This window comes from uncultured Veillonella sp. (assembly GCF_963543145.1).
Taxonomy (GTDB): domain Bacteria; phylum Bacillota; class Negativicutes; order Veillonellales; family Veillonellaceae; genus Veillonella.
On record NZ_CAUTZP010000012.1, the window covers coordinates 38,473 to 59,543 of the forward strand.

At 40.3% G+C, this 21,071-nt stretch carries 20 protein-coding genes and 5 tRNA genes; 24 read left to right on the forward strand and 1 reads right to left on the reverse strand.

The genetic code is table 11. The annotated features are described in order from the left end of the window. Positions 1 to 17 precede the first annotated feature (17 nt). The 23 genes from sdaAB (at position 18) to rplL (ending at position 17,305) form a co-directional block, all read left to right on the forward strand. Positions 18 to 680, forward strand: a complete 663-nt coding sequence (gene sdaAB, locus RWZ05_RS06495; protein WP_314643044.1) for an L-serine ammonia-lyase, iron-sulfur-dependent subunit beta — start codon at positions 18 to 20, stop codon at positions 678 to 680. Between the two features lie 11 nt (positions 681 to 691). After that, the gene (sdaAA, locus tag RWZ05_RS06500) at positions 692 to 1,564 is read left to right on the forward strand and encodes an L-serine ammonia-lyase, iron-sulfur-dependent, subunit alpha (protein WP_314643068.1); all 873 of its coding nucleotides are present in this window, start codon (positions 692 to 694) and stop codon (positions 1,562 to 1,564) included. Positions 1,565 to 1,633: 69 nt separating this feature from the next. Further along, positions 1,634 to 3,052 (forward strand): CCA tRNA nucleotidyltransferase, encoded by a 1,419-nt coding sequence (locus RWZ05_RS06505; RefSeq protein ID WP_314643045.1) that lies wholly within the window; start codon positions 1,634 to 1,636, stop codon positions 3,050 to 3,052. Continuing rightward, positions 3,052 to 5,019: a penicillin-binding transpeptidase domain-containing protein gene (locus tag RWZ05_RS06510; protein WP_314643046.1), complete on the forward strand. Its 1,968-nt coding sequence runs from the start codon at positions 3,052 to 3,054 to the stop codon at positions 5,017 to 5,019. The genes RWZ05_RS06505 and RWZ05_RS06510 overlap by 1 nt, the downstream gene beginning before the upstream one ends. Positions 5,020 to 5,137: 118 nt before the next feature. After that, positions 5,138 to 5,965, forward strand: coding sequence for a bifunctional 5,10-methylenetetrahydrofolate dehydrogenase/5,10-methenyltetrahydrofolate cyclohydrolase (locus RWZ05_RS06515; RefSeq protein WP_314643047.1), 828 nt, complete (start codon positions 5,138 to 5,140; stop codon positions 5,963 to 5,965). Then, positions 5,958 to 6,299 carry a hydrogenase maturation nickel metallochaperone HypA gene (locus RWZ05_RS06520; RefSeq protein WP_314643049.1) on the forward strand — a complete coding sequence of 114 codons (342 nt, stop codon included), beginning with the start codon at positions 5,958 to 5,960 and terminating at the stop codon, positions 6,297 to 6,299. The genes RWZ05_RS06515 and RWZ05_RS06520 overlap by 8 nt, the downstream gene beginning before the upstream one ends. Before the next feature lie 15 nt (positions 6,300 to 6,314). Next, the gene (hypB, locus tag RWZ05_RS06525; RefSeq protein WP_314643051.1) at positions 6,315 to 6,968 is read left to right on the forward strand and encodes a hydrogenase nickel incorporation protein HypB; all 654 of its coding nucleotides are present in this window, start codon (positions 6,315 to 6,317) and stop codon (positions 6,966 to 6,968) included. Further along, positions 6,965 to 8,377 carry a hypothetical protein gene (locus tag RWZ05_RS06530; RefSeq protein WP_314643053.1) on the forward strand — a complete coding sequence of 471 codons (1,413 nt, stop codon included), beginning with the start codon at positions 6,965 to 6,967 and terminating at the stop codon, positions 8,375 to 8,377. Before hypB ends, RWZ05_RS06530 begins: the two co-directional genes overlap by 4 nt. 28 nt (positions 8,378 to 8,405) lie before the next feature. Then, on the forward strand, positions 8,406 to 8,870 hold the full coding sequence (brxF, locus tag RWZ05_RS06535) for a BREX-3 system P-loop-containing protein BrxF (RefSeq protein WP_295276044.1): 465 nt from the start codon (positions 8,406 to 8,408) through the stop codon (positions 8,868 to 8,870). Between the two features lie 382 nt (positions 8,871 to 9,252). Further along, positions 9,253 to 9,328: transfer RNA gene (locus RWZ05_RS06540), tRNA-Thr, on the forward strand. Between the two features lie 10 nt (positions 9,329 to 9,338). Continuing rightward, positions 9,339 to 9,423, forward strand: a tRNA-Tyr gene (locus tag RWZ05_RS06545). Between the two features lie 5 nt (positions 9,424 to 9,428). Then, a tRNA-Met gene (locus RWZ05_RS06550) sits at positions 9,429 to 9,504 on the forward strand. A gap of 32 nt (positions 9,505 to 9,536) precedes the next feature. Then, a tRNA-Thr gene (locus RWZ05_RS06555) sits at positions 9,537 to 9,612 on the forward strand. A 5-nt stretch (positions 9,613 to 9,617) separates the two neighbouring features. Beyond that, positions 9,618 to 9,694, forward strand: a tRNA-Met gene (locus RWZ05_RS06560). A 211-nt stretch (positions 9,695 to 9,905) separates the two neighbouring features. Continuing rightward, positions 9,906 to 11,093 carry an elongation factor Tu gene (gene tuf, locus RWZ05_RS06565; protein WP_314643054.1) on the forward strand — a complete coding sequence of 396 codons (1,188 nt, stop codon included), beginning with the start codon at positions 9,906 to 9,908 and terminating at the stop codon, positions 11,091 to 11,093. A gap of 283 nt (positions 11,094 to 11,376) precedes the next feature. Further along, positions 11,377 to 13,614 carry a nitric-oxide reductase large subunit gene (locus RWZ05_RS06570; protein ID WP_314643056.1) on the forward strand — a complete coding sequence of 746 codons (2,238 nt, stop codon included), beginning with the start codon at positions 11,377 to 11,379 and terminating at the stop codon, positions 13,612 to 13,614. A gap of 295 nt (positions 13,615 to 13,909) precedes the next feature. Then, positions 13,910 to 14,059: a 50S ribosomal protein L33 gene (gene rpmG, locus RWZ05_RS06575; protein WP_004693530.1), complete on the forward strand. Its 150-nt coding sequence runs from the start codon at positions 13,910 to 13,912 to the stop codon at positions 14,057 to 14,059. 41 nt (positions 14,060 to 14,100) lie between these two features. Continuing rightward, complete coding sequence (gene secE / locus RWZ05_RS06580; protein WP_314643057.1) at positions 14,101 to 14,322, forward strand: preprotein translocase subunit SecE; 222 nt, start codon at positions 14,101 to 14,103, stop codon at positions 14,320 to 14,322. 11 nt (positions 14,323 to 14,333) lie between these two features. Continuing rightward, positions 14,334 to 14,870 carry a transcription termination/antitermination protein NusG gene (gene nusG, locus RWZ05_RS06585; RefSeq protein ID WP_314643059.1) on the forward strand — a complete coding sequence of 179 codons (537 nt, stop codon included), beginning with the start codon at positions 14,334 to 14,336 and terminating at the stop codon, positions 14,868 to 14,870. A 102-nt stretch (positions 14,871 to 14,972) separates the two neighbouring features. Next, positions 14,973 to 15,398 (forward strand): 50S ribosomal protein L11, encoded by a 426-nt coding sequence (gene rplK, locus RWZ05_RS06590; RefSeq protein ID WP_004693535.1) that lies wholly within the window; start codon positions 14,973 to 14,975, stop codon positions 15,396 to 15,398. Positions 15,399 to 15,483: 85 nt separating this feature from the next. Continuing rightward, positions 15,484 to 16,185, forward strand: a complete 702-nt coding sequence (gene rplA, locus RWZ05_RS06595) for a 50S ribosomal protein L1 (protein WP_399554343.1) — start codon at positions 15,484 to 15,486, stop codon at positions 16,183 to 16,185. Between the two features lie 174 nt (positions 16,186 to 16,359). Next, a complete protein-coding gene (gene rplJ / locus RWZ05_RS06600) occupies positions 16,360 to 16,866 on the forward strand; it encodes a 50S ribosomal protein L10 (RefSeq protein WP_314643061.1) in 507 nt (168 codons plus the stop codon). 70 nt (positions 16,867 to 16,936) lie between these two features. Further along, positions 16,937 to 17,305 (forward strand): 50S ribosomal protein L7/L12, encoded by a 369-nt coding sequence (rplL, locus tag RWZ05_RS06605; RefSeq protein WP_005385476.1) that lies wholly within the window; start codon positions 16,937 to 16,939, stop codon positions 17,303 to 17,305. A 158-nt stretch (positions 17,306 to 17,463) separates the two neighbouring features. Here the strand turns inward: rplL and RWZ05_RS06610 are convergent, their stop codons facing one another. Continuing rightward, positions 17,464 to 19,080 carry a glycosyltransferase family 39 protein gene (locus tag RWZ05_RS06610; RefSeq protein WP_314643062.1) on the reverse strand — a complete coding sequence of 539 codons (1,617 nt, stop codon included), beginning with the start codon at positions 19,078 to 19,080 and terminating at the stop codon, positions 17,464 to 17,466. Between the two features lie 272 nt (positions 19,081 to 19,352). On the opposite strand from RWZ05_RS06610, the gene RWZ05_RS06615 reads away from it, so the two are divergent. Then, positions 19,353 to 20,768 (forward strand): aspartate ammonia-lyase, encoded by a 1,416-nt coding sequence (locus RWZ05_RS06615; RefSeq protein WP_314643063.1) that lies wholly within the window; start codon positions 19,353 to 19,355, stop codon positions 20,766 to 20,768. Positions 20,769 to 21,071: the final 303 nt, after the last annotated feature.

The following is a 21,071-nucleotide window of genomic DNA, read 5'->3' on the forward strand; positions in this document are numbered from 1 at the left end:
TGTATATAGAGGCGTGTATGAATAGTATTTTTGATATTATAGGGCCTGTTATGATTGGTCCGTCTAGTTCGCATACAGCGGGGGCTGCGCGGCTAGGTAAGATGGCGCGGTGTATTTTCCGCTCCACTCCAAAAAAGGTAGATTTAACTTTATATGGTTCTTTCGCTAAGACCTATAAAGGTCATGGTACAGATCGTGCTTTGATAGGCGGTTTGTTAGGTTATAAAGAGGATGATACGAATATTCGTATCGCTCATGACTTAGCAAAAAAAGAGGGAATGGAGTATTCCTTTATAGAGTCTCCTCTTGATGTAGGGCATCCAAATGTTGTTCGTTTTGACATGTATGATGACCATAATCGCCATATGACCGTGATTGGCCGGTCTCTCGGCGGTGGTCAAATTATGATTACCGAAGTGGATGGCAATGATATGTCTATCACAGGTGATGAGTTCACGCTCGTCGTATTTCATGAGGATCGGCCTGGTGCAATTTCTCTTGTGAGCCAAGCATTGAGCGAATCTGACATTAACATCGCTACAATGCGCGTATTCCGTAAGGGTAAACACAAGGACGCTGTTATGGTTATTACTACGGACACAGTTGTAAATCCTATTACTGTTCAGTTTATGCGCGAGTTTCCAGGTATCCAAGATGTGATGACCTTTGAAGCATTATAGGAGGGCGAATGATGAGTTATGCATATGATACAATTGCAGATATTATTCGTCTAGCAGAGGAAAATAACATTTCTTTTGGCGATGTAGTATTGCGTTATGAATTAGAAAATTACGACCGTAGTGAAGATGCGGTTATCCGTGAAATAGAGCATCGTTTAGACATTTTTGAAGGCTCTATTCGAGATGGTATAGACTATGCGGAGAAAACGGCCTCTGGTATGTCCGGTGGTCAGGCGGCACAGCTTAATGGCCAAACACCAATATTTATGAGTGATATTGCGTATAAGGCTATGACCTATGCTATTGCCGTAAATGAAGCGAATGCTAAAATGTTCCGCATTGTTGCATGTCCTACCGCGGGCTCTTGTGGTGTTATGCCTGGTGCGGTGAAAGCTGTAGCTGACCACTACAAATTAGATCGAGCTATAGTAGTAAAAGGTTTCTTAGCTGCTTCTGGGATTGGCAATGTAGTGGCAAATCGCGCTTGCGTTGCTGGTGCGGTTGGTGGTTGCCAAGCTGAAATTGGTACAGCCGCTTGTATGGCTGCTGGTGCCATTGTAGAAATGATGGGTGGTACGCCACGTCAAGTAGGCCATGCTATAGCATTGTGTATGAAAAACTTATTGGGCCTAGCCTGTGATCCTGTAGCGGGACTCGTAGAAGTACCGTGTGTTAAACGTAATGGTTTTTATGCAGTTCATGCCATAACTGCATCTGAAATGGCGTTAATGAATATTGAAAGCCAAATTCCACCAGATGAAGTCATCGAAGCGATGAATAATATAGGTCGCGCTATGCCTGCAGCATTGCGTGAAACAAGTGATGGTGGTCTTGCGGTAACACCGACAGGTACAGCTATTGCGGAAAGAGTGCAATCCTTATAAGGATTGCACTTTTTTCATGCTTTCATTTGTAGTAAAATAAAAGTTAGACTAGTTCAGAAAGGAGTGTGCATGATGGAACAAGCAAATCGAATATTGACTGTGTTAGAAGAAGCAGGTTATGAAGCCTATATCATTGGCGGAGCAGTGCGCGATATTTTGATGCATCAAAAGCCTCATGATTTTGATATTGTGACGTCTGCACGTCCTGATACGGTAATTGAAGTTCTACGGGGACAAGGTATTCAAACGACAGACTTAGTAGGAAAATCCTTTGGTGTAGTAGTAGCTACATTAGAGGGGAAGCAATATGAAATTGCAACGTATCGAACTGAACGATATGGCGCGGATAGTCATCGACCAGAAGAAATTACCTATGCCGATACATTAGAAGAAGATGTATTACGCCGAGACTTTACTGTAAATGGAATGGCTATGAATCGCTTTGGTGAGGTCATTGACCTTGTAGGTGGACGCCGCGATATCAAACATAAGACATTGCGTACCATTGGTGATGCGCAGAAACGTTTTGAAGAGGATGCATTGCGTCTCTTTAGAGCTTGTCGTTTTGTGGCGAAGCTAGACTTTTTGCCTAGCAAAGATTTATTAGAAGCTATGCCGAAGGCTTTTCATCGCGTCTCTGGATTATCTTTAGAGCGCGTTCGAGATGAAATAAATCGTCTTATGCTTGAACCAGCAGTGGCTAAAGGATTAGATGTATTGGTACAATCTCGGTTGGCAGAGTGTTCTTGTCGCGTCGTAGAAAATGGTGTGGCTCGTGAAGTGCCTATTTTACCAGAGCTATATCATCTTGTGAATTTACCACAAGAAAGAGACTTTCATGAATTTGATGGTTGGTATCATACATTAGCCGTTGTATCTCATACAGAACCGGATTTGATATTGCGTTGGGGCGCATTGTTACACGATGTAGCAAAGGGGATGCCTACGGTACGAGCTGTTATTAACGGTCGGTTGACGGATCGTGGCCATGATACATTAGGTGCTGAGATGACTGAGAAGTTGCTTACCCGCTTGGGCTACCCAAAAGCATTTGTGCATCGAGTAGCTTGGATTGTAAAAAATCATATGCGCTTTCACTATTTTGTACAAAATGGCGAAGCCAATGAAAAGAAATGGCTTCGCAAAGAGGCTCGTAGCGGTGAGTTTCGGGATAGCCAAATCATGCGAACTGCATGGGAGCAATTAGCCAAGGTTTGTGCTGCCGATGTATTAGGTTGTGGGAAGCCCTATGCATCAACTGATGGAACGTTAGCCTTTGGAGCGTGTATGGCCGATCTTAGTTTGGAAATGCCTGTACATACAAAGGATTTGCGGTATGATAAAAGGGTTCTTGAACTCGCAGGGAATCAAGTAGGGGAAGGATTGCAATATTTATTAGGTCAGGTACAAAATGGAGTCATCCCTAATGAACCAGATGCGCTATATCACGCATTAGACCATAAGTTATGCCGTCCAGTGGAGAAATGATGAAGTTATTAAATAAAGCGTTATTACGTATGAGTGATTGGAATCGCACTACATGGTGTCTTGCCATACTCATGACGGTTGCTTTCGTCCTTGTCGGTCGTTTAGCACAGTTACAGGTCTTTGATACCTTTGACCTAGAGAAGAAAAACTTATTACAAGTACAGGTGGATAGAAAATTACAATCCCCACGCGGTACAATCTATGACCGTAATGGTAAGCCTTTGGCCATGAGTGTAGTTACAAAATCTTTATATGCAGATCCGAAGATGATTAAACAGTCTCCTCAAGAGATTGCAGATCTCATATCACCCTATGTAACGATGTCCAAAGAGAATATTGTAAAAGCCTTGCAAGAGGATACGGCTTTTGTATGGATAAATCGCATGATGGATGCCGATAAATCTAAAGCGGTTCAACAAGTTATTAAGGACAATCACATTGTAGGTCTCAACTTTGTAGAGGAGTCTAAGCGCTACTATCCAAATGGCGTACTAGCAGCTCAAGTGTTAGGCTTTGTCGGCACTGATGATAAGGGCCTTGATGGCCTTGAAATGGTTCTTGATGATGAATTAAAGGGCGGTGTACAACAAGAAATCGTTGCTACAGATAATAAAGGTAATGCGATTTTTGGCTCTGTATTGTCTAAATTCTTGCCTGATAAGGGTAAAAGTGTAACCTTAACGATTGATGCGACTATTCAATTTATTGCGGAACGTGCCCTTGATAAAGCGATGGAAGATACGGGCGCTAAACATGCCAGCGTTATCGTCATGGATCCCAAAACTGGTGAAATTCTAGCTATGGCAAATCGTCCAAGTTATGATCCTAATAACTATAATAAAAGTGGTGAAGAAGCTTTCAAAAATATTGCAGTTACGAATCTATATGAACCGGGTTCTACATTCAAACCTATCATTGCATCTGCAGCCCTTGCGTCAGGTAAATGGAAGTTAGAGACTGTGTATAACGATAAAGGGGCCTTCGCTGCCAATGGACATATCATTAGAAACTGGAATGGTGAGGGATATGGTCCTGTTCGTTTGCTAGATATTTTGAAGTACTCTATTAATACTGGTATGGCTGAAATTGGTACATTAACAGGTGCAGATATTCTCTCGAAATATATACGTGATTATGGCTTTGGCTCTGAAACAGGTATTGAATTACCTGGTGAAGGTGAAGGTATCTTATATAATCCGGATGATATGAGTAAGCTAGACGTTGCGACTATGTCTATTGGTCAAGGTGTTGCGGTTACACCATTACAAATGGTTCGCGCTTTTGGTGCCCTTGCTAATGGCGGTGCTATGATGAAACCGCATATTATCAAGTCCTATAGTAACTCTCAAGGGGATGTGACAAGTACGACAGAAACATCTGTTGTAGGCCAACCAGTTCCTGCGGAAACTGCTAAAACCATCGTAGATATTCTAGAAAAAGAAGTATCCGAAGGTGGCGGTACAAAAGCGATGGTAGAAGGTTATCACTTCGGCGGTAAAACTGGTACGGCGCAAAAACTAGATACCAAACATGGCGGTTATCTCGACGGACAATACATTGCGTCCTTTATTGGCTTTGGCCCTGTAGAGGATCCAAAATTTGTAGTTCTTGTCGTTATTGATGACCCACAAAAGGGTTCTTATTATGGTAGTCAAATTGTAGCCCCTGTATTTAAGGACATCGTATCTCAACTTGTACGGTATTACCAAATGAGTCCGTATGTTAAAGAAAGTACACCGGTAGCTGTTAAAGCTGCTAATACATTACCTGAACCAAAACCGGGAAGTGATGGTTCTGTTACATTGCCTAACTTTACTGGTTTTACCTATGGTGAAGTGCGTGATTGGTTACATAAGGCGGGACTTGCCTTTAAACCGGATGGAACTGGTACGGCTACATCTCAAGATGAAAGTAGCGGTACAACTGTTCAGGCTGGTACAGCAATTACTGTTCATTTCCGTAGATAAAACGAATTCGGTCATAATTAGAAATTATAGACAGTTCGTTATATAATAGAATAAGAGACTTAGGTGCCTCTCCGGAGGCACCTTATTTTATAGATAGTTTGAATGAATGGAGATACACATGATCGAATTACGCGGTAAAGCAGTAGCAGACGCTCACAAGGCGATTTTACAAGAAAAAGTTGCAGCAGTTGGCGACTCTGTAATTACTATGGCAGTATTACTCGTTGGTGAAGACCACGGTGCTCATATGTACGCTACATTTATGGAAAAGACAGCCAAGAACTTTGGCTATGGCTTTGTGTTAAAACAATTACCTGAAACGGCTACACAGGATGAAGTAGTTACAGCATTGCAAGAATTAAATAATGATGCGGCTGTTCATGGGATTTTACCGTTAATGCCGATGCCTAAACACATTGATACAGAGGCTCTTATCGATATGCTAGATCCTAAAAAAGATATCGATGGTCTAACTACGTATAATATTGGTCTTGTAACTGCCGGTAAAGGTGGCTTTGCCCCTTGTACTGCCAAGGCGTGCATGGCGATTTTAAACCACTATGATATTCCTGTAGAGGGTAAACATGTGGTAGTAATCGGTCGTAGCCAAGTGATTGGTAAGCCGGTAGCTCTTATGACACTTGGTGCACATGGTACTGTTACAATGTGCCATTCTAGAACCCCTGATTTGGCAGAACAAGTAAAACGTGGTGATATCGTTATTGCTGCAGCGGGTCGTGCTCATATGATTACAGCGGATATGATTAAACCAGGTGCTGTAGTTATCGATGTAGGCATTAATGAGTTGGATGGTAAAACGGTAGGTGATGTTGATTATGATGCGGTAAAGAATATTGCATCTGCCATTACACCTGTACCAGGTGGCGTTGGTTCTGTAACGACGACGATGATGCTAGAAGCTGTATATGAGGCGTACCATGCATGAGATGTCTATAGCTGAGGGCATTCTTGATGTGGCTCTTGATACATTGCGTCAACACGATGCAACAGTCATCCACTCTGTGCAGCTCGATTTAGGTCTTATGAGTGGGGTTGAGCCAGATTCATTGCTTTTTTGTTGGGAGGCCGTTACGAAAGGAACTCCTGCTGAAGGGTCACGCATTGACATCAACATAATTCCCATAGAAGGAAAGTGCTTAGATTGTGATAAGACTTTTCCTGTAGAAAACTATAAGTTTATCTGTCCTTATTGTGACAGTCATTTCGTACAAACCATCGGAGGCCGCGAATTACAAGTGACCTCCATGGATATCGATTGATAGAAAGGTTAGGACATGCAAGTTCAAGTTAAAACTAATGTATTGGCAAAAAACGATGCCATTGCAGCGTCCTTACAACAGTTGTTTAAGGAAAAAAATATATTTGTATTTAACCTGTTAGGTTCTCCAGGGGCTGGTAAGACATCTCTTTTAGAGGCTACCTTACAAGATTTAAAAAAAGATTATCGTCTAGCTGTTATTGAAGGTGATTTGTTTACAGCTAAGGATGCAGAACGAATTCATGCCTTAGGTGTGCCTGTCATTCAAATTAATACAGTTGGTGGTTGTCATCTCGATGCACAGATGATTCAAGATGCCTTAGGCGATCTAAATCTTGATGATCTTGATATGATCATTATCGAAAATGTAGGTAATTTAGTATGTCCTGCGGAATTTGAAATTGGTGAAAGTATGAAAGTAACGGTTTTGTCTGTTACTGAGGGGGAAGATAAACCTCTTAAATATCCATTAATCTTTAAAGAGTCTAAAGCCATTCTCATTAATAAGATTGATTTGTTGCCCTATGTGCCTTTCAAAAAGGAACAGGCCATACAAGATATTCGTAATTTAAATCCTAATGGAGAGATATTTGAAGTAAGTTGCACGGCCCATAATGGTCTTGAACCTTGGCTGACATGGTTGCGTGCACAATTGGAGACTAATCGATGAACTATTCTATGAAGAGTCGTATTGTAGCGGCCCTCCTTGTAGGCTTATCTGCTACTACTAGCGGATATGCAGAAGAGTCTGCAATTTCTGCAGTTAATCCTTTTGCAGTAGAATCTACTGATGAAACGAACGAGGCAGCCCGAGATGCTGCAGCAATTGGTCAAGGTGAGGCATCTGGTGAAGCTGACAGCTTAGCTTATCTTGGTAATGCGCCCATAAAGGTCGTTAAACCTGATGCAACGTCTAAAAATGAGCGTACCAAAACAGGTTGGCTAGCGGAACAAATGGCAGTCACTGAATTTGGTGACTCTATACAGTTCTGGCAAGCAGCTAGTGAAAATGAAGGCCCATTGCCGAGCATCAGTCAAAATAATCTAGCAGATATTGGTAAGTCTTATACAGCTAACAATTTGCCATCCTTAGGTTCTGAGGATGACTACGCTATTGCTGGCTATCGCCTAGGCGACAAATTTGTAGTGCCTAAAGATGTAGAAAAGACAGAGGTGCGCGAGAACTTTACTACGTATCATATGAAAGATCTTGCCGTAACCGTATATACGGGCCCTTCTATGGATCGATTGGTGAATAATCAATTACGCGGTCAAGGGGCGACGTATTTCTTTGAGCCAAATACTATTACTAATATTCACAGTACGAAAAAAGGCGTTAATACTGTACGTGATATTGGCCCTGGTAGCACGCGTATGGAATTGGTATTTGCCTATGGCAGTCCAAATGCGATGTGGCGTGACCAGAAAAATGAGACATATATTTTCCTCTATGAAGGTCATTCTGAAAATTCATGGCCACAAAAAAAGGATTTTAAGAGTCCTATAGAGAATACAAATAATAATAGTCAACAACAATCTATGCTTGGTCAACAAAAGGAATATATTGCTTTTACTATTAAACAAAGCAATGTAGAGGCTGTTGATATGATTAGTGGTCAAGTATGGCCTAGATTTGGTTTACCAAAAGCACCAGTATATGATTTCGAAGCGGGTAAATTGACTGCTGACGATTTCGTATTGCGTGGCTTACAGCTAAATGATCATTTCATCAACGATTCTAATAATGACTGGAAACATCAGGGCATGCTCTTCGGCTCTGCGTTCATTGGCTATAATGAATACGGCGTAAGTGTAGATAAACAGAATCTCATCAACCGTGTACTATTAAATATTTACACGCCAACACGTCGGGGTATTGCGATGGGCGATACTAAGTATTTATTGCTCTTTGTGTACGGTATGCCAACTCGTATCGTTGAATCTACAACGAATTCGGGAACGTCTACTGTATATGAATATAAAAATCCAGCGGCAAGCAATTCTTATTTACAGTTTGCCCTAGATGAAAAAAACCAATATATCAAATCCGTTATGTTATCTGACCGTCCAGTTAAGTAGGGTAGGTCGCAGCGAGGAGGCAAAGGATATGGTTACTGTTCAAGATGTAAGAGAACGTTGGGAACAAATTCAAGGTGATGATGAACGTATATTGTTTATTGTTGGTGGTCCTGGTTCTGGTAAAAGTTTATTGATTCGTGAACTATCTGAACAAAAAGGTTGGAAGTATTTAGAGGCAAAACAACTCATTGAAGAAGAATTTTTGTTAGTACCTCGTGATGAAAGACCAAAACTTGCAGAAGAGGTAATTCGTCGTGCATTAAGTCGCAGTGATACAGAAGTTGTTCTTATCGATGGTATTAATGTGTTGTTTGCACCAATTTTAAATTTGAATCCTCTTGAACTATTAAAAACTATTAGTAAAACATATCCGATTGTTGTAGGTTGGCGTGGACATCTTGAAGGTGATCAATTGTACCTAGAACACAATAATGATCCAAAACATGCGGTGGTGACAATCACTAAACCTGAGCGTGTTATGGTTATTGATTAATTAGAGTTATATTGATTAAATCGTGAGGGCATTATATATTGCCATGAGATGCGACCACATATAAAAGGTAGGTGGATATCATGGAACAATATGTAATTGCCCTCATTTTAGGTGTAGTAGAAGGTATAACAGAATGTATACCAGTTTCTAGCTCAAATGCGCTGTTTGTGTCTATGATCTTTTACGGGTAATACATTTGCTAATGAGGAGGAAATGAAGTTTAAAAAGTTTGGAAAAAATACTTGCATGGGGTATCGTTTCATGTTATTATGATTAAGCACTAAGGGATACCGCAGTGAACGAAGAAAACTTAGAAAAAAGTTTTAAAAAAGTTCTTGACACTTAGTGTGACAGATGATAAAATACATCTTGTCGTAATGATGCTGGCGTAGCTCAATAGGTAGAGCAGCTGACTTGTAATCAGCAGGTTGTGGGTTCAATTCCTATCGCCAGCTCCATTTTATTTATGGAGGGATTCCCGAGCGGCCAAAGGGAGCAGACTGTAAATCTGCCGTCTTCGACTTCGAAGGTTCGAATCCTTCTCCCTCCACCATCTATAGCGGGGTGGAGCAGTTGGTAGCTCGTCGGGCTCATAACCCGAAGGTCGCAGGTTCAAGTCCTGTCCCCGCAACCACAAATATTCACAGTGAAATGATCGTTCATTGTGCTGGTGTAGCTCAGTCGGCAGAGCGTATCCTTGGTAAGGATAAGGTCACCGGTTCAATCCCGGTCACTAGCTCCATACATGGCGGCATAGCTCAGTTGGCTAGAGCAATCGGTTCATACCCGGTGTGTCCGCGGTTCAAATCCGTGTGCCGCCACCATTAAACCTCACATTGGTGAGGATTTTTTTGTTTCTGCTTATAAAATAAAGTCGATAGATAGAAATACTTCGTATCTGTCGACTTTTTTGTATGTTTGTATATATGGTATAATAATTTTAGGAGAATGTTATATTCCATTGATAAATTAGGGTTAATATATTATATTAATACTAGAATGTAATTTGTTTTTGTGAAGGAGGATACAATCCTAATGGCAAAAGAAAAATTTGAACGTACGAAACCGCATGTTAACATCGGTACAATCGGTCACGTTGACCATGGTAAAACTACTTTGACTGCTGCAATCACAAAAGTATTGGCTGAAAAAGGCCAAGCTGACTTCCAAGATTACAGCATGATCGATAAAGCTCCAGAAGAACGTGAACGTGGTATCACAATCAACACTGCACACGTTGAGTATGAAACTGCTAATCGTCACTATGCACACGTTGACTGCCCAGGCCATGCTGACTATGTTAAAAACATGATCACTGGTGCGGCTCAAATGGACGGCGCTATCTTGGTATGTTCCGCAGCTGACGGCCCTATGCCACAAACTCGCGAACACATCTTGTTGGCTCGCCAAGTTGGTGTTCCTGCAATCGTAGTATTCTTGAACAAAGCTGACATGGTTGACGACGAAGAATTGATCGAATTGGTAGAAATGGAAGTTCGTGAACTTCTTTCTTCCTACGAATTCCCTGGCGACGAAGTACCTATCGTTGTAGGTTCCGCGTTGAAAGCTTTGGAAGGCGATGCTCAATATGTAGCTAAAATCGACGAATTGATGGATGCTGTAGATTCCTACATCCCAACTCCAGTTCGTGATACTGACAAACCTTTCTTGATGCCTGTGGAAGACGTATTCACAATCACTGGTCGTGGTACAGTAGCAACTGGCCGTGTTGAACGTGGTCAAGTAAACGTAGGCGACACAGTAGAAGTTGTAGGCTTGAAAGAAAAAGCTGAACAATACGTAGTAACTGGTCTTGAAATGTTCCGCAAAACTTTGGACTCTGCAGTAGCAGGTGACAACGTAGGTGCATTGCTTCGTGGTGTTGACCGTAAAGACATCGAACGTGGTCAAGTATTGGCTAAACCAGGTTCCATCAACCCACACACTAAATTCAAAGCAGAAGTTTACGTATTGACTAAAGAAGAAGGTGGCCGTCATACTCCATTCTTCTCCAACTACCGTCCACAATTCTACTTCCGTACAACAGACGTAACAGGTGTTGTAAACCTTCCTGAAGGTGTAGAAATGTGTATGCCTGGCGATAACGTAACAATGAACATTGAATTGATTACACCAATCGCTATTGAAGAAGGTCTTCGTTTCGCGATCCGCGAAGGTGGCCACACAGTAGGCGCTGGCGTAGTAACTGAAATCGAAGGTTAATTTAACCTTTTATGCTCATCGTAGTGATGCGTTGAGTACAATAACTGAATCATAGATTCTGCAAAAGGGACCCAATGGGTCCTTTTTTGTGTTTTGTGTGATGATTAAGTCTGCAGAGATAATTAAGATCACAGGATTACTTAGGCGATATATTGATACAAAATGAGAAAAACTTAATATATTGTGACTTCAGATACTATCTTATCTATCAAATAGATGTATTATATATATAAGGAGAGAATAGGCTCTCCTTTTGTGCTTTTATAGAAAAGGAGGTAATGTGATGGGTGAATACAAAAAGTATTGGATAGCCGTGGTAGCAGTTCTTATTATCGGTTTTTCTATTCTTGGCTATCTGGGTACTGATGTGTATCATCAAGCGCCACCGGTACCGACTGCGTATGTATCTCAAGATGGACAGGTCTTGTTCACTAAAGAAGATATCTTACATGGTCAATCGGCTTGGCAATCTACAGGTGGTCAATCTGTAGGAACTGTATTGGGACATGGTGCATATCAAGCTCCGGATTGGACAGCTGATTGGTTGCATAAAGAAGTGTCCGTAATGCTTGATATCAAGTCGCAACAAGCTTTTGGTGTTCTCTATGACCAATTAGGTGCTGTGCAGAAGGCGGCTGTTAAAGAAGCGGTTAAAGCGGAGTACTTCAATAGTGCCGTTCGGGAAGATGGAACTGTAGTGCTTTCTCCAGAACGTATTGCAGCTATGAATATAGCAGGACAATATTTTGTTGAGCTTTATGGTGATAATCCTAAGTTGTCCGAAACGCGCGAGCATTTTGCTATGAAGGATAATACGTTGCCGGAACTAAAAGATCGTATTGATATGGCACGCTTCTTCTTCTGGACTACGTGGATGGCATCTACTCAGCGTCCTGGTACAGATGCTACATACACCAACAACTGGCCTCATGAGCCACTATTAGATCAAAATCCGACACCGGAAAGCGTAGTTTGGTCTGTTGTGAGTGTTATTATTTTACTTTGTGGTATTGGTATTGTTGTATGGATGTGGGCATTTGGTCGTAAAAGAGATGAACATGAATTGACCCCGCCTGCGGAAGATCCGATTTCCAAATTGAATCTCACACCGTCTCAACGGTCTTTGGGGAAATATTTGTTTACAATTTTGGCTTTATTTTTACTACAACTTGGTATGGGTGGTATCATTGCACATTACACTGTAGAGGGTCAAGCTTTCTATGGCATTCCGTTGGCGCAATATTTCCCATACTCCATTGCTCGTACATGGCATATTCAAGCCTCATTGTTCTGGATTGCGATGGCATTCTTGAGTGCCGGTTTATTTTTGGCACCGATTATTAATGGCGGCAAAGATCCTAAGTTCCAAAAATTGGGCGTGGACATTTTGTTCTGGGCACTTGTCGTATTAGTAGTGGGATCCTTTACGGGTACATATTTAGGTATTGCTCATGAGATTCCAGCGTCCTTAAACTTTTACTTGGGTCACCAAGGGTATGAGTTTATCGAGTTGGGGCGCGTATGGCAATGGATCGAATATATCGGTATTCTATTTTGGCTTGTACTTATGGTGCGTAGCATCATTGGTGCTTTCAAAAATAAAGGGGATAAAAACCTCATTGCTGCATTTATTTTCTCCGTTGTGATGGTCGGCATTTTCTATGGACCAGGTCTCTTCTACGGGGAACACAGCCACTTGGCAATCATGGAATACTGGCGCTGGTGGGTTATTCACCTTTGGGTAGAAGGATTCTTTGAAGTGTTCTCTACTACTTTGATGGCTTTTATCTTCGTAACTCTTGGTCTCGTGTCCTATCGTACAGGTACCGTAGCAGCGATTTCGTCCGGTGCCATTTACCTTATCGGTGGTATCCCGGGCACATTCCATCATCTTTATTTCACCGGTGTTACATCGACTATCGTAGCTACAGGGGCATCTTTCTCCGCATTGGAAGTCGTACCTCTTGTACTCTTAGGTTATGAAGCGTTTGAAAATTATACACGCCTACATAGTGCACCGTGGATGCATCGATTAAAATGGCCTGTATATTGCTTTATTGCTGTGGCGTTCTGGAACTTTGTAGGGGCCGGTATCTTCGGCTTCTTAATCAATATGCCGGTTTCTTTATTCTACATTCAAGGTCTAAATACCACGGCTGTTCATGCTCATACGGCATTGTTCGGTGTATATGGGTTCTTGAGTTTAGGCTTTGTATTCCTCATCGCTCGTTATATTCGTCCTGAGGTGGAGTTCAACGATAAATTGATGAAATTCGGCTTCTGGGCGTTGAACTGGGGCCTTGCTTTAATGGTTCTTATCAGCCTATTGCCAATCGGCTTGATTCAAAGTTGGGCAAGTGTTACACAAGGCTTATGGTTCGCTCGTAGCGAAGAGTTTATGCAACAACCATTGTTACAAAATTTACGTTGGCTTCGTATGGTTGGCGATACCATAATGATATTGGGGGCACTGGCCTTCTTCTGGCAAATCGTGAAAGTAACTTTCACAAGGAAACAGTAATAAACGAAGCCGTAGTAGTAAATATCTAGAAGTAATAGTAAATGTCTAGAGATAATATTAACTATAATAAAGAAATATAAGGTAACTATAAGCTGACATGACATGGCGTTCTTTGGGTAGACAAGGGGCGCCATTGTCTGTTATACTATCCATGTCAGGCATCGTTGCCTGGCTTTTTTGAGTTGCTTAAAATCTTGACATCGCTTGCTACGTATGATATATTTCTTTAGTATGTAGTCGAGCGTTTTCGAGTACAAGAGACAGATTTAGTAAATATAAAGCGAGGTGTGTCCGGATGCGTAATGCCATTACTTTAGCTTGCACAGATTGCAAACAACGTAACTATCAAACGAACAAGAACAAAAAGAACAATCCTGATCGTATTGAAATGATGAAATATTGCAAATTCTGCGGTAAACATACATTACACCGTGAAACAAAATAATTCTTATCATTCATTACCTGTTGATTTGAGGATGTGAACAAATGGCAAAGTCTAACTCAGCAGTACAACAACGTGGCGGATTTGGTAAATTCTTCCGCGGTGTAAAGGCTGAACTGAAAAAAGTAGTCTGGCCAACAAGAAAAGAGCTCATCAATTACACAATTGTAGTATTTTTGGTAACTATATTTGTTGCTTTACTCATTTATGTGTTTGATGCGATTTTTGCTCAACTTATTAATATGTTGTTGCGGATTGTTGGATAGGGGGCCATTTCATGGAAGCAGATAAGAAGTGGTATGTAATTCATACCTATTCAGGCTACGAAAATAAAGTTAAAACCACTTTAGAACTTAAGGTTCAATCTATGGGGTTACAAGATGTGATTAGTCGAATTCTAGTGCCTCTTGAAGATGAAATAGATGAAAAAGATGGGGTTAAAAAAGTAGTAAAACGTAAAATATTTCCTGGGTACGTATTGGTTGAAATGGAAGTTAACGACCGCTCTTGGTATGTTGTGCGCAACACGCCAGGTGTAACAGGTTTCGTTGGTTCTGCCACTAAACCAGTTCCACTTTCTGATTCCGAAGTAGAACATATACTTAAGTCTCAGGGCTTGGATAAGAAACCAACCATCAACGTCGACGTAGAAGTTGGTGAAACGGTACGCATTACGTCCGGGGCCTTTGAAGATAAACTAGGTGTTATTACCGAACTTAACCCTGAAAAAGGAACATTGAAACTAAATGTAGAGATGTTCAACCGAGATACCGAGGTAGAGGTAGAGTTCTCTCAAATTGAGAAAACTCTTTAATATATAAATTATGACTCTAAAAAGAGCAATCGATTTTGGTTGCCAGTGGGAGGATGTATATCCGTTACCACCACAGTATAAGCATAGGAGGTTTAATTACCCATGGCTAAGAAATTAGTTAAACAAGTAAAACTACAAATTGAAGCCGCTAAAGCTACTCCAGCACCACCAGTTGGTCCTGCACTAGGTCAAGCAGGTGTTAACATCGTTGCTTTCACAAAAGAATTCAACGAACGTACTGCTAAACAAGCTGGCTTAATTATCCCAGTAGTTATTAACGTATATGAAGATCGTAGCTTCGACTTCATCACTAAGACTCCACCAGCTGCAGTATTGTTGAAAAAAGCTGCAGGTATTCCAAAAGGTTCTGGTGTACCTAACCGTGATAAAGTAGCAAAAGTAGGTCGCGATAAAGTTCGTGAAATTGCTGAATTGAAAATGCCTGACTTGAATGCTAATACCGTAGAACAAGGTATGCGCATGGTAGAAGGTACTGCTCGCAGCATGGGCATTGAAATCGTTGACTAATAAGCGTACGACTTGCGCATAAGGCGCAAATCGGTGGGAGGGAATTCCCGTTTGACCACATAAGGAGGATATTATAATGGCAAAAATAGGTAAGAAATACGCTGAAGCAGTAAAACTTATTGAAGCTGGTAAGTTCTACGAACCAGTAGAAGCAATCGAGTTGGTTAAGAAAACTGCAACTGCAAATTTCGATGAAACAGTTGAAATCGCTTTCAACTTGAATGTCGACCCTAAATACGCTGATCAACAAGTTCGTGGTGCAGTAGTATTGCCTCATGGTACTGGCAAAACTAAACGCGTTCTTGTATTTGCAAAAGGCGACAACATTAAAGCAGCTGAAGAAGCTGGTGCAGATTTCGTAGGTTCTGAAGAGTTAGTAGCTAAAATCCAAGGTGGTTGGAGCGACTTCGACGTAGTAGTTGCTACACCAGACATGATGGGTCAAGTTGGCCGTCTTGGTAAAATCTTGGGTCCTAAAGGCTTGATGCCAAACCCTAAAGTTGGTACAGTAACTCCAGATGTTGCTCGTGCAGTAAACGAAATCAAAGCTGGTAAAATCGAATACCGTACTGATAAAGCAGGTATTGTCTCTTGCTCCATCGGTAAAGCGTCCTTCGATGAAGAAAAATTACTTGACAACTACCGTACAATCGTTGATACTATTATCAAGGCTAAACCTGTAGCAGCTAAAGGTCAATACATTAAATCTGTAACCTTATCCGCTACAATGGGCCCTGGTGTGCCTTTGAACGTGTTCAAATTGAGCAACGTTTCCAAAGAGCAATAATTACATATGTCTCTTAGCTGTAGACGGCTGGTATGTATAATGGATGAAAATCCGCCCGCTGAGGCTGACACTAGAACAATCTAGGACTAGTTCGACCTCATCGCGTGCGATGAGGTCGTTTTTTACGCTAAGATAGTACATAGAGCACCAAAAAATCTACAAGGAGGTAATCTAATGGCTGTCACTGAACAAAAGAAAGCAATCGTTGCTCAAATGAAAGAAACTCTTTCTGAAGCAAAAGGCGCTGTATTGATTGGTTACACTGGTTTGACTGTTGCACAAGCAACTGATCTTCGCCGCAAAATGTTGGCTGAAGGTGTTGAATACAAAGTAATCAAAAATACTTTGACTCGCATTGCTGCAAATGAATTGAATCTTGAAGGTTTCGCTGAGCATTTAGAAGGTCCAACTGCATTGGCTACTTCTAAAGAAGATGCTGTTGCACCTGCTCGTGTAATCGAACAATTCATTAAAAATACTGAGAAAGAAGTTGTAACAGTTAAAGCTGGTATCGTTGAAGGCGAAGTTATGGATGCTGCTGGTATTAAAGCAATTGCAAGTCTTCCAAACCGCGAAGGCATGCTTTCCATGTTGCTTTCCGTATTGCAAGCTCCTGTTCGCAACGTTGCATACGCTGTCAAAGCTGTTGCAGACGCTCAACCTGCAGAAGCTGCAGAATAATAATTTCTGTGCATTATCAATTGGTCGCTTAAGACTGATACAATAAACTATTTTATGGAGGAAAACTAAAATGGCATTGAACATTGAAAACATCGTTGCTGAATTGAAAGAAGCAACTATTCTTGAACTTAATGATCTTGTAAAAGCAATTGAAGAAGAATTTGGCGTAACTGCAGCAGCTCCTGTAGCTGTAGCAGCTGCTGGTGGTGCTGAAGGCGGCGCTGCTAAAGATTCCTTCGACGTAATCTTGAAAGATGCTGGCGCATCCAAAATTAACGTAATCAAAGTTGTTCGTGAAGCAACTGGTCTTGGCTTGAAAGAAGCTAAAGCTATCGTTGACGGCGCTCCTGCACCTGTAAAAGAAGGCGTAGCTACTGAAGCAGCTGAAGCTTTGAAAGCTCAATTGGAAGAAGCTGGCGCAACTGTAGAATTGAAATAATTCTAGCCATAATAAAAGGCGTACCTTTGGGTACGCCTTTTTTGTTTACCATTAAATGGTATAGATTGTCATGAATGTACATAATAGTACGTAAAAATTATAATTACCTAAAGATAACAATATAGTATTAAACTAATATAGCTACATCAAATCGGTGGTTAATGAATTTGATAAATTCTAGCTGCTCCGCTTTTACCAACTTCTGTTGCTATTATATTGGTCGGAGAACTAGTAAATTCTTTGATATATTTATTTGGCACAATAATGATAGCACCTTTTTCTATGGATACTCTTTTTTCAAACTCTTCTACTGTTATGGTTGGCATTAATGTTTTGCCTGCTGTCCATAGAGGGTTATCTGTAGTATGTACAAATACTTGTGTTGGTGTATCTTCGGTATAATACAAAATTGATGTATAGTATGTACCGTATATATAGGTAGGGTGTGTATTTGATTCGATATATGGTTTGAATTGAAGACCGGATTGATCAAATAAAATAGGAGTTACAGTTATAGTGATTGCAGTATATAAAATGGTTAAAGGTGTAGTTAAATAAATTGATAGTGGTAACTTATTGTTGTTATATTGTTTTGCTAATAACGTAAATAACACAATTAATATTAATGCAACGATTAATGGTACTGGATTTAATTCAGGCGTTACTATGCTGGCTACTAGGAATAAGAGAACATATATTGCTAATGGAATGGTAACAATATATTTAAAACTAGTACTCTTATTGTGAAAGCTATTTGTAATAGCCTCAGCTCCCCAGATAATACAAGGGATTATTGCTGGTAAAGTATAGGTTATATACTTAGTCGCTACGAGAGAATAAAATAATACAATCACTATAAACCAGATAGCCCCAAGAAGATAAAAATTTTCTTTCCATTTAATATTTTTGAGTTGGTAAATAACTGATGGTGTCCAAGGTAAAAGTGCAATGGGGACAATGATTAAGTAATAATACCAAACATTGAATTTTGGATGTTCAGAAACTAGTGCTCGCTCCATATTGTGAAGGCCTAAGAATCCTGATATAAATTCTTGACCGTGAATTGAGTACATAGCAATATACCAAGGACTGGCAAGAACTATAAATAGTAAAATTCCTAATGGGTTAAAAAGTAATTTAATATCTTCAGTTAGTGTGTAATTATTATTATCTTTTTGGCTGAACCATCGCATGGCAACGAATAAGCATAGAATTAAGCCCGGTAAAACAATACCAACAGGGCCTTTAGTGACAACGGCTAAAGCTGCTGCTCCGTAGGCTTTTACCATGAAATTTGCATCTTTTTTTGTGAAAGCTAGATAGGAATAGCCAAAGATGGCTAATGAAAAGAAAAAGAGAAAGCCATCAGTTATGACTGCGTGTGAAATGTACCAAAACTGTAAGGCACTAAATAAAATCAGCGCACTCATAATAGCTATATGCTTAGATTCTTTAATGCGATATACAAGATGATACATAAGTGCTACACTGCCACCGGCAATAAGCGTATTCGGTATCCGCGATGTAAAGTCAGATATGCCAAATAGCTTGTACGTTATCATGAGTGCCCAATAGGTGAGAGGCGGTTTATCATACCAGACTTGATCATATATCATAGGTGATATCCATGAGTTATGTTTTATCATTGTAATAGCAGATAATACATAGTTAGATTCTACTGGGTCTGTTATGGGTAGATAGGCGTTATAGAAGCCGTAACTCAGTACGGTCAATAAAAAAAGCGCACCTATGCGCAGCATGTGATTATTAATCATAGTTACTCCTTACTTACATAGTTTATATTATTGTACTATAGGGTGTGTAATAATTAAACCAATCAATGATAAAATGATGATTTTGATAAATATGAAAATATTTGCAAAAAAAGAATTATTTAGTAAATAATATATTGTATAGAATATTGTTTGTACAGAATACATGAAATAACTTTTATGTATACAAAATACATGCTATAATGAGCCCATAAGATAAAACCATTTCATTAAACTATCATTTTATATATGAAATAGTGGAAAGAGGATCTAATATGAGAAAAGAACATGATTTCCTAGGTGAGTTAGAAGTAGCAGATGAGCTATATTATGGTGTACAAACTATTCGTGCCTTAGAAAACTTCCATATTACAGGAAAACATTTGGATCAAGACTTTATTAAAGCTATGGCGATGGTAAAAAAAGCATCTGCTTTGGCTAACATGAAAAAAGATCGTCTCAATATATCTATTGGTAAAGCAATCGTTCAAGCAGCTGATGAAGTTATTGCCGGTAAATTTGCTGATCAGTTCCCAGTTGACCCAATTCAAGGTGGTGCAGGTACTTCTGTAAACATGAATATGAACGAAGTATTGGCTAACCGGGCTTGTGAAATTTTAGGTCATCCAAAAGGGAGCTACGATATCGTAAGCCCCAACAACCACTGTAACATGGCGCAATCCACAAACGATGTGTTCCCTACAGCTGCTAAAGTGTGTGCTATTATTAAATCTAAACCTTTACTTGAAGCCTTGCAACGTCTCGTTGATGAGCTCGAGAAAAAGGCTGAAGAATATAGCGAAATCTTGAAAATGGGCCGTACTCACTTACAGGATGCGGTGCCAATTACATTGGGTCAAGAAATGGGTGCTTATGCATCTGGTATACGTCGTGGCATTAAACGCATCAAATCTGCCGTTGAAGGTGCCCACGTAATCAACATGGGTGCCACTGCAGTTGGTACTGGTCTTAACGCTGAACCTAGCTACATTCATGATGTAGCATATGAACTTAGCGAAGTGGTAGGCGAACCGTTCTACACCGCTGAAAACTTAATTGACGCTACAAATAATACAGACGTATTTGCTGATATTTCTAGCAGCTTGAAAGTAACGGCCCTTGTATTGATTAAGATGGCAAATGACTTCCGTTTGATGGCGTCTGGCCCTCGTTGCGGCATTGGGGAATTGAAATTACCTGCACGCCAACCTGGTTCCTCCATCATGCCTGGTAAAGTTAACCCTGTTATCGCCGAAGTATTGAACCAAGTATGTTATCAGGTTATCGGTAATGATACTACTATTACATTGGCTGTAGAAAATGGTCAACTTGAATTGAACGTAATGGGACCTGTATTGGCTTACAACTTGTTCAATAACCTTTGCTACCTCAAAAACGGTGTAAATACATTCGTAGATAAATTGCTTGTGGATCTTGAAGTAGACCGTGAACAATGCGAATACTGGTTGAATCGTTCCGTAGGTATTGTAACAGCATTGTTACCACACCTTGGTTATGAAACAGCATCTGCCTTGGCTAAAGAGGCTTATGAAAGCGGTCGTGCTATCCGCGATATCATCTTAGAGCAAGGTTTATTGAATGAAGACGAAATCAATCATATTCTTTCTCCTAAAGAAATGACTCGTCCTGGTATTGCTGGAGCGAAATTGTTAAAACAAAAAGGTAACTAATATATTCTTTTTATTGTTAGATGAACAAAGCATGAAAATTAAAAACTGTCAACCCTTTTGGTTGACAGTTTTTTTTATTACTGATAAAATTATATATTGCAAAAGTAGCGTTTTCTGCTTTTGGATGTAAAAACTATAACTTAAATAGTGATGAGGTTTTCTTCCAAGGTTGTGCTTGGTTAATGGGAAGCAAGGTTATTTTAAAAAATGAAATAGGCCTTGCTTTATTTGACGTTGTCCAAGCAGGAAAACTGAGACCTGAAAGATGTCTTTTCCATGCCGTTATAGAAAATGGTAGACCAG

Excerpts from the sequence above, each read along its gene's own strand:
- secE (WP_314643057.1), top strand. The coding sequence starts at position 14,101 with ATGGCAAAGTCTAACTCAGCAGTACAACAACGTGGCGGATTTGGTAAA.
- RWZ05_RS06505 (WP_314643045.1), top strand. The coding sequence starts at position 1,634 with ATGATGGAACAAGCAAATCGAATATTGACTGTGTTAGAAGAAGCAGGT.
- RWZ05_RS06610 (WP_314643062.1), bottom strand. The coding sequence starts at position 19,080 with ATGATTAATAATCACATGCTGCGCATAGGTGCGCTTTTTTTATTGACC.
- rpmG (WP_004693530.1), top strand. The coding sequence starts at position 13,910 with ATGCGTAATGCCATTACTTTAGCTTGCACAGATTGCAAACAACGTAAC.
- RWZ05_RS06530 (WP_314643053.1), top strand. The coding sequence starts at position 6,965 with ATGAACTATTCTATGAAGAGTCGTATTGTAGCGGCCCTCCTTGTAGGC.
- RWZ05_RS06570 (WP_314643056.1), top strand. The coding sequence starts at position 11,377 with ATGGGTGAATACAAAAAGTATTGGATAGCCGTGGTAGCAGTTCTTATT.
- RWZ05_RS06615 (WP_314643063.1), top strand. The coding sequence starts at position 19,353 with ATGAGAAAAGAACATGATTTCCTAGGTGAGTTAGAAGTAGCAGATGAG.
- RWZ05_RS06520 (WP_314643049.1), top strand. The coding sequence starts at position 5,958 with ATGCATGAGATGTCTATAGCTGAGGGCATTCTTGATGTGGCTCTTGAT.
- hypB (WP_314643051.1), top strand. The coding sequence starts at position 6,315 with ATGCAAGTTCAAGTTAAAACTAATGTATTGGCAAAAAACGATGCCATT.
- sdaAA (WP_314643068.1), top strand. The coding sequence starts at position 692 with ATGAGTTATGCATATGATACAATTGCAGATATTATTCGTCTAGCAGAG.
- sdaAB (WP_314643044.1), top strand. The coding sequence starts at position 18 with ATGAATAGTATTTTTGATATTATAGGGCCTGTTATGATTGGTCCGTCT.
- rplK (WP_004693535.1), top strand. The coding sequence starts at position 14,973 with ATGGCTAAGAAATTAGTTAAACAAGTAAAACTACAAATTGAAGCCGCT.
- rplL (WP_005385476.1), top strand. The coding sequence starts at position 16,937 with ATGGCATTGAACATTGAAAACATCGTTGCTGAATTGAAAGAAGCAACT.
- RWZ05_RS06515 (WP_314643047.1), top strand. The coding sequence starts at position 5,138 with ATGATCGAATTACGCGGTAAAGCAGTAGCAGACGCTCACAAGGCGATT.
- nusG (WP_314643059.1), top strand. The coding sequence starts at position 14,334 with ATGGAAGCAGATAAGAAGTGGTATGTAATTCATACCTATTCAGGCTAC.
- brxF (WP_295276044.1), top strand. The coding sequence starts at position 8,406 with ATGGTTACTGTTCAAGATGTAAGAGAACGTTGGGAACAAATTCAAGGT.
- tuf (WP_314643054.1), top strand. The coding sequence starts at position 9,906 with ATGGCAAAAGAAAAATTTGAACGTACGAAACCGCATGTTAACATCGGT.
- RWZ05_RS06510 (WP_314643046.1), top strand. The coding sequence starts at position 3,052 with ATGAAGTTATTAAATAAAGCGTTATTACGTATGAGTGATTGGAATCGC.
- rplJ (WP_314643061.1), top strand. The coding sequence starts at position 16,360 with ATGGCTGTCACTGAACAAAAGAAAGCAATCGTTGCTCAAATGAAAGAA.